8 protein-coding genes are annotated in these 13,283 nt (G+C 51.2%); 3 read left to right on the top strand and 5 right to left on the bottom strand.

Annotated features, from left to right (window positions below; genetic code table 11):
• Window positions 1–276 precede the first annotated feature (276 nt).
• Window positions 277–3,495, bottom strand: coding sequence for an ATP-binding protein (locus AC5JLP_RS33470; protein WP_496072206.1), 3,219 nt, complete (start codon window positions 3,493–3,495; stop codon window positions 277–279).
• Between the two features lie 584 nt (window positions 3,496–4,079).
• Between AC5JLP_RS33470 and AC5JLP_RS33465 the strand changes: the two genes are divergently transcribed.
• Window positions 4,080–4,802, top strand: coding sequence for a response regulator (locus tag AC5JLP_RS33465; protein WP_496072205.1), 723 nt, complete (start codon window positions 4,080–4,082; stop codon window positions 4,800–4,802).
• A gap of 680 nt (window positions 4,803–5,482) precedes the next feature.
• A complete protein-coding gene (locus AC5JLP_RS33460; RefSeq protein ID WP_496072204.1) occupies window positions 5,483–6,196 on the top strand; it encodes a GntR family transcriptional regulator in 714 nt (237 codons plus the stop codon).
• 125 nt (window positions 6,197–6,321) lie between these two features.
• Here the strand turns inward: AC5JLP_RS33460 and AC5JLP_RS33455 are convergent, their stop codons facing one another.
• Both AC5JLP_RS33455 and AC5JLP_RS33450 read right to left on the bottom strand, forming a co-directional pair.
• Window positions 6,322–8,073 (bottom strand): pentapeptide repeat-containing protein, encoded by a 1,752-nt coding sequence (locus AC5JLP_RS33455; protein ID WP_496072203.1) that lies wholly within the window; start codon window positions 8,071–8,073, stop codon window positions 6,322–6,324.
• Window positions 8,074–8,253: 180 nt separating this feature from the next.
• A complete protein-coding gene (locus AC5JLP_RS33450) occupies window positions 8,254–9,774 on the bottom strand; it encodes a hypothetical protein (protein ID WP_496072202.1) in 1,521 nt (506 codons plus the stop codon).
• A 139-nt stretch (window positions 9,775–9,913) separates the two neighbouring features.
• Here AC5JLP_RS33450 and AC5JLP_RS33445 point away from each other — a divergent pair, with 139 nt between their 5' ends.
• A complete protein-coding gene (locus AC5JLP_RS33445) occupies window positions 9,914–10,501 on the top strand; it encodes a prolyl hydroxylase family protein (RefSeq protein ID WP_496072201.1) in 588 nt (195 codons plus the stop codon).
• Here the strand turns inward: AC5JLP_RS33445 and glyQ are convergent.
• Complete coding sequence (glyQ, locus tag AC5JLP_RS33440; RefSeq protein ID WP_496072200.1) at window positions 10,490–11,407, bottom strand: glycine--tRNA ligase subunit alpha; 918 nt, start codon at window positions 11,405–11,407, stop codon at window positions 10,490–10,492. The two genes, AC5JLP_RS33445 and glyQ, sit on opposite strands and share 12 nt — an antisense overlap.
• Before the next feature lie 91 nt (window positions 11,408–11,498).
• The gene (locus AC5JLP_RS33435) at window positions 11,499–12,962 is read right to left on the bottom strand and encodes a glycosyltransferase family 4 protein (protein WP_496072199.1); all 1,464 of its coding nucleotides are present in this window, start codon (window positions 12,960–12,962) and stop codon (window positions 11,499–11,501) included.
• Between the last annotated feature and the right edge of the window lie 321 nt (window positions 12,963–13,283).

Genomic DNA, 13,283 nt, shown 5'->3' with positions numbered 1-13,283 from the left:
CGCAAGGGATATATCTTGATCATGGCATCCCATCACCAAAAGCTGGGAAGAGCCCTATGTAATTGTCATTTCACAATGCGCGCTCGGTTAGAAGCGATGACCCAAGCGGTGATTGCCTCCATTGTCGGCTGGCGTTCCATTCTGGACGCATTATCCGTAGCGGGTCTTTAAGGAATTGGTATTAGAGAAGTTGTTAGTTTTTGGTAAAAGAGAGTTTTCTGCCTCCCCTGCCCCCTTTGCCTTCTACCCCCTGCCCTCTTGCCTTCTGCCCTCTACTCACTCCACGCTATTCCCTGCACCGTTCAACTGACGCGGTATGGTGACACGAAACGTTGACCCGACTCCAAGCTCACTTTCAACGGCGATCGCGCCGTTCATCCGTTGGACAATCAAGTCGGTAATGGCTAAACCCAACCCTGTACCAGGAAACCGCTTGGCAAGGGTTTGATCCAGTTGATAAAACGCTTCAAAGATGTAATTCAGGTGGGCTTCGGCAATGCCAACGCCTGTATCCTCTACGGTAATGACGATCGTATCGGGTTCAACCTCGACCACTTCGACGCGCACACCACCGACTTCGGTAAACTTGATGGCGTTTGAAAGTAGGTTGACGAGCACTTGCCGCAAGCGCGTACTGTCATTCACAATCAACGGGTTCTGGAGCGAGATCTGGACATCGAGCGTGAGCTGCTTTTGGTCTACCAGCGATCGCAACTCTTCGACGGTGACATTCACGAGCTGAGGAAGATCTACGGTCTCAAGCACCAGTGCCAATCGTCCCGCTTCAATCTTGGACAAATCCAGAATGTCGTTGATCAGCGCGAGCAGGTTTCTGCCGTTGCTGAGAATGCGATCAAGCATGTCCTGCTGTTGCGATGTCACTTGCTGGCGCAGCAGCAGTTGCGAAAAGCCAATAATGGCATTCATGGGTGTCCGCAGTTCATGGGACATCGTTGCCAGAAATTGTGATTTGAGCTTAGCGGCTTCTTGCAGTCGCAAGTTTTGAAACTGAATTTGCTGCCGCTGTTCTTCTAGCTCATGGTTTTGCTCACCCAGAATGCGGTTTTGCACCTCCAAGCGCTCTTCTCGTTCTTCGAGCGCATTAATGAGCTGGGCGTTGGTCAGCGCGATCGCGGCTTGCTCTCCAAAGGCCACTAGCAGTTGCAGGTTTTCGTCGTTAAAGGCCGCTGGGTTTGTCCAGTTGCCGATAGCCAACACGCCTAACCGCCCCGCCTGAGACGACTCGATCGCCACAATACACAGCGACGGTGGTAGAAGTACGCTGTCGTTTGAAGCAAGGCGATCGGGAATGTCCTGCTGCCAACGCTCTGTATCCTCATGTAAGTCGTTCTCCCTTGCAGAGTCATCCCTGGTTGGTTCCCGAATGGATGCAAACCCGCTCATGTCAGATGCTTGAATGAGCTGCGACCCCCCACTGAGAAAGATCTCGCCCAGTAGTCCTTCGCCCGGTGCAAAATCGTTCTCTAGTTGAAAGCGCTCTGTGCCCACTCCGGTCGCTGTTGTCAGTTCTAACATGCCTGTATAGGGGTTTTGAAGCACAATCAACCCAAAATCGGCGTTGGGGATCACATCGCAGACAGCAGCAACCATGCTTTGCAACAGTTCCGGCAAATTGGTCAGGCGTTGGTTTAGTAAGTCGGTGAGCCGTTGTAGCGTGCGCAGTTGTTGCTGATGTTGCCCCAGAATAATCAGTGCATGCCGCAAATCTCGCTCGGCTTCTTGGGCTGAACGGTAAAGCTGAGCATTGTCGATCGCTAGAATAGCTCGCTGCGCTAAGTCGTCAGCTAACTGCTGATCGATTTGGGTATAGCGCCGCCCAGAAGACCGAGACAGGCAGAGGGTGATAGCCCCCAGTTTGCGATCGGGGACGACCAGAGGCAGCGTCATCAGAGAGCCGATTTCGAGATCGCGTAAAAACTGGAGGTGCTCGCTATTAATGGCGATCGACTCAAGCCACTCGTCTGTCACGTGCGATAAAAAAACGGTATGCCCTGTTGTCAGGCATTGCACAACCGGATGTCGCTCCTGGTCTAAGGTAGGGGTATGCTGTTGGGCGCGACTCAACCAGTGTTTTTTGACAGGGTCTACGTGTTGCCATGCTAGAAGCTGAAACTGTTGCTTGTTCAGGATGTCAAAAAAGCAGAAATCGGCTAAAGCTGGCACTGCTAGCTGAGCCAGGTTGTTCAAAATCGTTTGATAGTCAAGCGAGGCGGACAGTACAGAACTGGCTTCAGCCAGAAACCGCTGGGTGGCTTCTGCTTGTTTCAGCGAGGTGATGTCCAGAAACGCGCCTACGCACCCTCTTGGCTGACATTGTTCGTCAAACAGGGGATTGGCATAACTAATCACATTGATGAGCGTCCCATCGTCTCGCACAATATCAAACTCTGCATCTAGCACCGATCGCCCCAATGTTGTGACCAGTTGCATGGGAAAGACCTGTGATGGTAACGGCTGCCCCTGCTGCTGCAACCTGTACAGTAAGGGGTCGCCAGTCTCCACGGTAAGGGACGTATTTGAGTCGGGTGTCAGGCCCAGCATGGCGGCATAGGTGGGATTAACACGAACCGCCTGACACTCTGGGTCATCCGCGATCGCAATGCCAATTGGAATCACATCCAAGAGCGTTTGCAGCTCTACCACCCGTCGCTCTAACGCGCGATTGAGTTCCACAATTTCGGCTTCTGCCTGTTTGCGCACTGTAATGTCGCTGACAATACCCGACATACGAAATGGTTGGCTGGTTTCATCCCGTTGGGCTTTACCCCGCGAAATGCAGTAACGGTAGACGCCCGACGCATGGCGCAACCGAAATTCAACATCAAAGGGGGTTTCTTGTCGTAAGTGAGCCTTGATTGCCTCTAGAACATGGGGTTGATCCTCTGGATGAATGAGTTGATAAAACGCTCGTTGAGCCGTACCCATCGCCTTGCGATCAATCCCAACGATTTCTAGAAAGCGATCGTTACAAATGACCTCATTTTGGCAGATGTACCAATCCCAAACGCCATCATAGGAGCCTTCCAGCACCAGCCGATAGCGCTCTTCACTTTCGTGCAGTCGTTTAGTAACCTCTGCTGCCTGCATTTCTGCCCGATGCACCCGCACTGCATTAAAAAGACTCCGTACCAGAGCTTCAGGTTCTAACCTGCGCTTAAAGAGACAGTCCACTGCACCTGCCTTCATGAGCGCAACGGCTACTTGCTCATCACTTTGCTCAATGAGACCCACAAAAGGAACGGCGATCCCCAACTGCCGTGCTTGCCTGACTAACTGCAACCCATCACCATCGCGCAACTGATAGTTCAGCAACACACAATCAAACGGATGCTGCTGCAAAAGCGCGATCGCCTCTGCACACGTTCCTATACTCCTAACGTCTGCCGCAACCTCTGCCCCGTTGAGCAGCTGGCGAACAGTGGAACGTGCAGACGCGTCACGATCAATCAGCAAGATTTTTAAAGTTTCTTCCATGACACGTAACCAGGACTGATGACTAGGAATCAATCGCTATAGAGTTTTTTTACGCTCCCAGCCGCTCGCCCTTCTTCAAAGGCAACCACGTTGAATCGAACGCGACACAGACTCAATCGGCTATCGATCAGTACATTCATGATTAAGGAATGTGTCTAATTTGTCCTCAATCTATCGGCAGGTTGAGGCCAGCCTAAAAGGAGTAGTGAAGGTTGTCCTGCTTGAGCGTTGCCTCTAACCGCTTTAGGATTCCGTGCTGGGGCGATCGTGCTCACCCGATCGAGTCATTACTCTGGCTCTCCAAGCTTCCCACTTTAGGCAGATGCACGAAATGCAGAGCGCCTGCGAAGCTCCTGTATGGCGGTTAAGACTTATCCGTTCACAGTTTAGTGTGCTGCATCGAGTCAAACACGGTGTAACTTAAGTACGCATAGCGTTGCAGTTGCTGGTTGGGCTAATCAGAGCTAGTTTGCTTCAAGTGACTGTTCACTAAGCGTTAGTCACCCCTATCCTTAATTGTTTAGAGTATGATTAATCCCTCACTCTCTTACTTGCTATTTGTTTAAAGCTGAGGAAACTGAAGTATGGAAGATATTCGGATTACCCTCATTGAAGACCACGATCTTACGAGAGTTGGGATGCGCACGGCATTGCAGCAGCGGGGATTCAATGTCATTGGCGAAGCCGCTAATGCCACCGACGGCCTAAAACTTTTGGAAACGACTAAGCCAGATGTGGCGATCGTAGACATTGGGCTGCCTGACATGGATGGGATCGAACTCACGCGCCGCTTTAAGCAAGCACAGACAGAAGCCGTAGAGGCTCCCGTTGCCGAAACAAAAGTTTTGATTTTGACTCTACAAGACAATGACGATATTGTGCTGGCTGCCTTTGCGGCAGGTGCTGATTCCTACTGCATGAAGGATGTGAGCCTTGATAGTCTTGCTGAAGCGTTGCGGGTTACTAACAGCGGCAACTCGTGGATTGATCCCGCGATCGCGCGTGTGGTGCTGCATCAGGCACGCCAAGGTGCAGAGGATGGAGACGGATCAGAGTCTAGAACGGTGGCAATTCATGCTGCTGAGCCAGAGTACAACCAGATTATTGAAGCCTACCCTCTGACAGAGCGCGAACTTGAGGTTTTGCAATTGATTGTCGATGGGTGCAGTAATGCGGCGATCGCCGAAAAGCTTTACATTACGGTTGGTACTGTGAAAACACATGTCCGCAATATTCTCAATAAGCTGTGTGCTGACGATCGCACTCAGGCGGCTGTCAGAGCCTTACGATCGGGTTTAGTTGGCTAAGGACTGGTTCACTGCTGGTTCACTGGTCTATCAGCTGACTGGTTCACAGACTGAAGTAGTCAGCGACTTGCTAACACTGCAAGCCGCGCTACTGCTGCTGAAGGTTCTGTCACACCAAGGGTTCAGTGCTCGTGTAGACAGTATATGGTTAGGACTGACGCAAAAGCGATCATCTTTCGCCCCCTAGCCCCCAATGCTGGGGGAACCGAGCCAACTAAAGCCCCCAGCATTGGGGGTCTGGAGGCAAACGCGTAAGTCCTAATGGTGATCTAAAGGCAACGTATAGGCTGAGCAATCACTACGATGTTGGTAGCCTGGAGCCGTCATCAATCAAGCTCAAAAACCTTGCGTATCAGCCTTACCGCGCCCGTTCTAACAAACAGGCTAGGGGTTGGAACCCCGCTGTAAGCCATGTGTATGAATCGCCAAAATCAGCCTCAATCGACGCTCTCTATCAAAGGAGGGCTTCGGAACTTCTTCCGAAAGGTGCCTCTCCGGCCTAGAGAGTCAGGGTGCTGTAGAAACGTGCGCTAAGCGTATGCTTTGCAACCACAGTTTAGGCTGCAAGTGTGTCTGCCTATCAGGTCATCAACGTCTCACTGTACCGTTACAGTTGCGATCGTAACGTCTGCGCTTGCTTATCTTGCCTCTTTCTCCGACACTCAAGGAGTATCGATATTTTGGCAACTCCACCCGTTTTGACTCTCTCATCTCGTCCGCTTCAACGCGCTCAGTCACTCCACGAACAAACCTACCAAACTCTCCGCACAGCCATCCTGTCTGGGGAGCTTGCGTCTGGCGATCGACTGGTCGAAACTCAGCTTGCAGATAGTTTGCAGGTAAGTCGCACTCCCATTCGTGAAGCCATTCGGCAGTTGCAGCGAGAGAGCTTGATTGTTGCCGATGACAATGGTGCTTTGCGGGTGGCTTGGCTTTCGGTTGCCGATGCTGGGCACCTTTACGATTGCCGCATCGCGTTAGAACAGGTATCAGTGGCCGCCGCTTGCTCGCATGCGACAACGGTTCAACTGGAGCAAATTGACCTTGCCATTCATCAGGCAGAAAGGTCAACAGAGCAAGAATCTCATCAGTTGACGAATTATCAACTGCTGCATCTGGACTATCAGTTTCATCGCCTGTTGGCAGAAAGCTCAGGTAATCCCTGGCTGGTGACACTGCTCGATCAAGTCTTTGATAAAATGATGTTGCTTCGCCTGCGCACAATGCAACACAACCCTCGTGTGCTCGAAATTCGCACAGAACACCGTCGCATTTACCAGGCTGTCAACGATCGTGACGCTTCCACTGCAGTACAAGCCATGCGAGACCATCTGATCGCCAGCAAAGAACGCGTGATTCAGGAGATTCAGCAGATCGAAGGGACTGAGGAGTGAACAGGAGTTTTGAATTAAGAGTTTTGAGTTAAGAGTTCTGCCATCAGCGGTCAGCTATCAGCCGTCAGCCCACTCCTTACTCCCCACTCCCCACCTTTTGCCTTCACCCTTTTTCATTCCTCCCCTCATGGCTGCTTTGTCTCCGTCCACATGAGCGCGATCGCCAACCGCATTGCTTGCCCAACCGGAGACAGGCGGGCTGCTTCAGGTGCAGTTGTTTCCCAACGCTGCATGTGTGCACGAAAGCCGTTGTCTTGTTTGGCACGTTGCGTGATGACCTGGCTAATCACTTTTTTTTGAATGTCTTCTGTGGCAATGCCTTGGCGGGTGAGATAGTTCAATAGTTGCTGCACGCTTTGCACAAACTGTTCGGGGGCCTGACACATCATGATGTGTTGAATTTGGCGCACGACTTCCTGGTAAAGCCGGATGCGTCGATCGGGCGACGGCAGCAGCTTTGGTTCGGCTGAAACTGGTTCAGGAGGGGATGCGAGTGCCAGATTGGGTTCATTGCCCTGAGGGGCGATCGCCAACAGACTGATAATCTTTGCCTGATGGGTTAGCAGCCGCTGCAAAACCTCTGGATAAAGCTGAAAAAATCGCCGCGACAAGCTTTTGGCGCTCACTGCGCGGCTTGCTTTCAATCGTATGAGGTAGTGATCGTCTGACGATTCGTAGGATTTCACGGTCAAGGTCAAACCGTTCCCCTCTCGCGCAATCTGCACCAAGGTAAAGGCTAGTGCTTCCCAATTGGGTGCTTCCGTCAGATGAACCTCAATGACTGCATTGTCTTCCTCATATTGACGCCCTAGTTCTCCTGGTTCTAGCTCACGCCCTGTTGGGTAGCGATCGGTCGGGCTTTTGGTCGTGTAGTTAAATTGAGTGAAAACATAGCGGCAATTGATTTTAGAGAAGTCGGTGTCTTCAATATGCCAGTTAGCAATACAGCAGCCTGTCATCTGGGCACCGTCCAAATTTGTGCGGATCAGGTGGCTTTCAAGCAAATAGGCACTGCTAAGGTCGGCTTCGTTTAAGGACGTATCGCTTAAATACGCGCCGCTGAGGTCTGCTCTCTGCAACGACGCTCCACGCAGATTGGCATCTTTGAGGTCTGCTCTTAGCAAGTAAACGTCTTGCAAATTTGCCCGTAACAAATGCGCTTTGTTGAGGCTGGCTTTCAGCAGATAGGCTCCGGCTAAATTGGCTCGACTCAAATCGGCACTATTGAGAATTGCTTCACTTAAATCTGCTCCAGTCAAAATGACCCGATGCAAGTCGGCTCCTGTAAGGTTTGCTTGCCGTAAGTAAACGCCGTCGAGGTTTGCTTCAATTAAATTGGTGCCGACTAGCGACGCTTCTCTCAGGTTTGCTTCTTCCAGGTGTGCTTCTCGTAAATTGGCACGATCGAGATTGGCATTAGCAAGATTGGCACGGCGCAGATTTGCTTCCATGAGTTCTGCTCCGATGAGGCTACTGCTGCCGAGTTTTGCCCGCTCTAAATTGACCTGATCTAATTTTGCTTCTTGAAGATTGGCGCTACTCAGGTCAGCTTCTTGAAGGATAGCCCAGTTAAGGTCAACGTTTTGGAGTTGCGCTAGCCGGAGGTCGGCTTTACTGAGGTTAGCACCACTAAGGGTTGCCTGGTTAAGAATGGCGTTGTTGAGGGACGCGCTACGCAGGTCTGCTCGTCGCAAGCAAGCTGCTGTCAGGTTTGTGCGGCTTAAAAAGGCCCAACTCAGGTTAGCTCCCGTCAAATTTGCCCCAGTGAGATCAGCGTCTCGCAAGTTAACGCCGCTCAGGCTGGCTCCACTCAGGTCAACGTGGGAGAAATCGCGTTCGCCTTTCTGGTATCGCTCCAGTAGATCCTGTACTTGCATATTGACCTTTTGAGCAGAATGCCGATCGCCGTCAGGTGCAGAGGCTCACTATCAAGCGGCTGTCTTGTGCTTAAGCCTGTCTTGTGCTTAAGTCTGACGCAGATTCAGGATTGCTACAGAGTAAATCGATTTGATGGGATAGTCGAGAGCCATCATCCATCAAACCAAAAAGGTCACCGCTCAAGGCAGCCATTGGGGGCGAAGCCCTGGCAACGGCAACGATTCAGGTTGAAGCTTGGCAGCAGGATTGTTTGGATCGAGGGGCAGTAGCCAGAGACGGCTATCGGCAATTACTTTGCCTGCGCTGTCTTGCAACTTCCCGCTGCCTGAGGCGAGAGAGGGGTCTGAGTCGATCGCCTGGTCAAACAAAAGCGCTAAACCATCAGACGATAAGCTCACCTGCACATCGCGCTGGTCGGGCAGCATGACAAGACGGCGGAGTTTACTCGTGGTCAGGTCGATCGCGGCCAAATACGGCTGTTCACGGTAAAGATTGCCTCCAGTTAAAAGTTCGGTGAGCAAGCAGTAGAGGGTTTGTTTCACAGGGTCAAAACGCGCGCCCAAAATGGAGCCTGTGATACGAAGTAACTCTTTCTGCGTGCCCTGATTGCTGACTAGAAAAAGCGATCGCGTATTGTCTGTATTAAACTTTACCATCGTTGCCAGGGAACCATCTTTGGCAAAGCTCAGCACCATCCCAAACTTGGGCAAAAAGTCTAGTGGTTTCGCTCCTGGCTGCAAGGGTAAAATCGCCAGCCCTTGACCCTGCGCGATCGCCAACGATTGGCTATCGGGCGTAATCAAAAAATCGCCTCCCGGTTCTCCTTTAAGCGGTTGCGGCGGTGCTCCTGCTTGAACGAGCCAGGGGCCAAAATCATTTGGATTACTACGATTCACCCGCTGCACGACAATCTTGTTGCCATCTGCTGAAAGGTCAAACTTCAGGTTTTGATAGCCTTTGTTATCAAGCACTAGATCAACCTGATTCGGAGGAGCCGCAACAGAGGCTGGCTCATTCACTGCTACTGGCGCATTGAGCTGTCTTGGTGACTCGACGTGAATGCCAGTCGTTACTGTAAAAAGTTGTTGATCGGTCAGTGCCGCAGGTTGGGTTGTGCGAGGGGTTGCGGCAAAGAGCAGGCGATCGCCCAGCGGGTAAGGCTTAAATTCCAGCACCACCATATTTTGTGGGGTGAGCACTTGTTTTTGCTGCTGATTCAGGTTGTAGAGCACTAAGCGCCCTGCTTCCTCACCGCTGACCCCAATATAGGCAAAGACGCGATCGCGGGTTTGAAACTGCCCTGTAAACGGCTGCATAGACGATCGGGCACTGGCAAAGCGATCACGAGCATTTTGGAGCTGCACCTGAAACGAGGTGCCGTAAGGCGCAGGCATACTCAGGGTGTACGCCATGCGTCGTCCCGCCCAACTCACTTTGCCAGAAAGCGGTGGCTCAAGCCGCAAGTTGGACTCCACGCTGGCATGATCCATCGGGCGGCTAAAGGTAAGCGTAAACGCCGTATCGTCAGCACCAACCTGTTTGTTCTGCCAGCTAAAGTCGCGGACACGAGCCGAGGCATGTTCACCGCTCAGCAGCAAAATGCCAATCAGCAAACTCAACGCTACGATGAGAACGATCGCAACACGATCAATCGGCTGCGTCCACGAACGTAAGGTGGCAGTAAAATTTGAGCGAGTCAATGGGGCACTCTACCGTAGAGACATCAAACTAGTCAATCAAAGACCTATTGTTTCGTGACCTGACGCCCTCGTCAATGCGTCGCCGTCAATTGCACAGCGATCAACTGGAATACAGTGGTCAATTGGATAAGGATAACCTGTGGGACACTCGTTCAAAGATCTAGGTTCAGATATTCTACTCATCGAGCATCTGCTGGAGCCATCGCTCTGCAATCATGTGATGCAGGTCGCAGAATGCTGTCAATTTAAACCCTCCAGCATTCTCGTGAATGTGGTCGATACAGATGTTCGCAGCAGCGACATGTTGCCGTTGGGGAACACTGGGCAGCAACTTCAGGAATCGACCAACCAGATCTTACTCACAAAAGTGCAAATCATTCAGGATTTACTCTTCAAGCACTACGGCATCAAATTTTCTCAGGCGGAAATGTGTTCCATCTTGCGCTATAAACCAGGGCAACGCTACAAGCGCCATGTCGATAACCTGCTGCTGGCAAGCCGCTTTCAAGAAATCGCAAACGGCATTCCTACCCGCGACATCAGCATTGTCGGCTACCTAAACGATGATTTTGAAGGTGGCGAGACCTTGTTCGATCGCCAAAATATCAAAGTCAAACCCAAGGCAGGCAGCGCGATCGTCTTTCCCTCGTACTATACTCATCCCCACCAATCCCTACCCGTCATCCGAGGACGCAAATACTCCTTTACCAGTTGGTTATTTTACTAATGATTCGACCTGTTTGTGCTCTGGAGCGGGTTGTTTCAATCGCTCACACAGCGGAAAACCCATTTTTTCTCGCTGCTTCAAATAACTTTGTGCCACCTGCCGCGCCAGACTCCGAATTCTACCAATGTAACGTGTCCGTTCGGTTACTGAAATGACACCCCGCGCATCTAGCAAATTAAACGTGTGCGAACATTTCAGCACATAGTCAAACGCAGGCAACACTAGCTCTAGTGCCATCAAGCGCTTTGCTTCCTGCTCATAGAGCTTAAAGAACGTAAACAGCAACTCTGGGTCGGAAGCTTCAAAGTTGTACGTAGAGCCTTCGATTTCCCCCTGCAAGTGGATATCACCATAGGTCAACGCATCGTTCCACTGAATGTCGAAAATGGAGTCTACGCCCTGGAGATACATCGTTAACCGCTCCAGCCCATACGTAATCTCGATCGACACTGGATAGCAATCAATCCCGCCACATTGCTGGAAGTACGTAAACTGCGTGACTTCCATCCCATCCAGCCACACTTCCCAACCAACGCCCCACGCACCAACCGCCGCATCTTCCCAGTTATCTTCGACAAACCGCACGTCATGGTCTTCTGGCTGAATGCCCAGCGCCCTCAGCGAATCTAAATACACGTCTTGAATATTGTTCGGAGAAGGCTTGATCAGCACTTGGTACTGGTAATAGTGCTGCACCCGATTTGGGTTCTCTCCGTACCGTCCGTCCCCCGGTCGCCGACAGGGTTCTACATAAGCAACCGACCACGGCTCTGGCCCGATCGCCCGCAAAAATGTATGAGGACTCTTCGTTCCTGCCCCTTTCTCAGTGTCATAGGGTTGCACGATCAGACAACCTCGATCGCTCCAAAATTGGTGTAAAGCCGCAATGACAGACTGAAAGTTCAAGAAATTTCTCCTTTGGGTAAATCGACACATCGTGCCTTTTCATTGTGCCGTAAAGTGTTCTGCAGTCAGCACCCCCAACATGGTGCTGGTTTCAAAAATTTTCGGCTAACGCTTGCAAACAGCTCTCAAGCCGCTCCACTGCTGCTGCATTGGCAAACTGCTGCTGACGTTCACACTCGTTTTTTAGCAGACTGGCAAGTTCAACCAGGCGATCGTCGAGGGACTCCCCACTATTCACAAGTGCCGTCATCCAAACGGCTTGAGCCTCATCCACATCTCCCTGCAGCAGCAAACTTAATCCTAAATACCAATAGTTTGACACTCGATTAGGTGCTTGCTCTAGCAGTTGGCGATATAGCACTGTTGCCTGACCATAGTTTTGCTGCTGGAAGAAGACAGCCGCTTGTTGTTGAACGTGATTGATCGCAGCATGAGTAGTCGATCGATCACGGTCAGCGACTAACGCTTCTAACCATGTCATCCACTCCTTCGCACGCACCGACCAGCGATACGCTTGATTCACATAGCTAACCTGCTGTTCCAACCGCTGTTCAACCTCGTTCGGGTTGGCTAGACGATGTCGGACAGTATCAATGACTGCATCAATAAAATGCTGCTGGTAAGCGGATCGATCGTCACTTGTCGGAATCAAGCGCGCAAATCCAGCCGTAGTCTCTGGCAGCGCACCTAAATCACTCGTCACAACCCAACAGCCACTTGCCATCGCCTCCATCACCGCAATGCAGGACGTCTCAGCAAACGTATTTGGATACGCCAAAATCGATACAGCCTTAAGTTCTTCTGCTAAAGCTGGCTGAGGAATTGATCCAACATACTCAACGCCTTCTGTTTCCCGACACTGCTGATAAAGCGCTCCGTAGTCTGTTTCCGGCAAGTTGTATACCTTCATGCTAGAAAAGACCTTCAAAACCGCTCCAGGAATCGCGCGACGAATCGCAGGGAATGCATCTAGCAGGAGATCTAGGCCACGAAAGGGTGTGCTTGTGTATGCCAAGATGGGAGGATGAGACTTGTAGCGGATGGCAATCGACGCGCTACCAACATCACGTTGAAAAACAGGGCTGATCCCATTCCTTAAAACTTGGATGCGCTGACAATCAAGCGCAAAATGCCGCTGATACTGTCCAGACTGCCACTCACTTACCAGGGCAAAACCATCATAAGCAGCGCACTCATCAGCTCTGTGTAATCCTTGAATCGCAGGCTGATCGTGAGCATGCTGTGACCACAACACCAAACGCGTCCATTCTGGCAAAACAGCTCGAATCGGACGACCGTGACTAGCCACATTTACAACAACTAAGACATCAAGCGATCGACGCAAATCAGCAGACATCTCTGCAAAGGGTAAACATGTCACCCCAAAAAACACACCGGGGGTTGTCGTCTTATTTAGCAAAAAGACCTCCTGCCCCTGCTTCACCAACTCCTCAGCAAGGTAGCAGATGGCAGAACTTGAACCGCCCAACGGTTGATAATAAACCGTCTCAGGCGTGTAATCGTAATCAACAACATCCAGAAAGGCAATCCGCATCTTCTTCCCTGATGGCAAATCCTCACCATAAAACCATTTAACTGCTCTAAGGCTACACGTCCCTGCCCGAAATCATCGCTTTGGTAGGGTCGCATTTGAATGCAGTTACGACAGGCTGCCATCTCGCCCCAAAAGCAATTGCATTTCTCTATATAGCGCGCCAATCATTGCTTCACTCGCTTTGACTGAGGTGACTCCTGAGCAAGGCCACGAGCAGAAAATCCTAAGCCACTCAAAGCCTATGCTGCCGATGATTCAGGCGACCAAAAACTTTTTTTCTTCAACCGCTTGACACCTCATCATCATTCCCGTTATATTGGC

The sequence above is a fragment of the Stenomitos rutilans genome (genome assembly GCF_059505485.1).
Note: the sequence above shows the minus strand (reverse complement) of the source record. Positions and strands in the feature narration are given on the sequence as shown.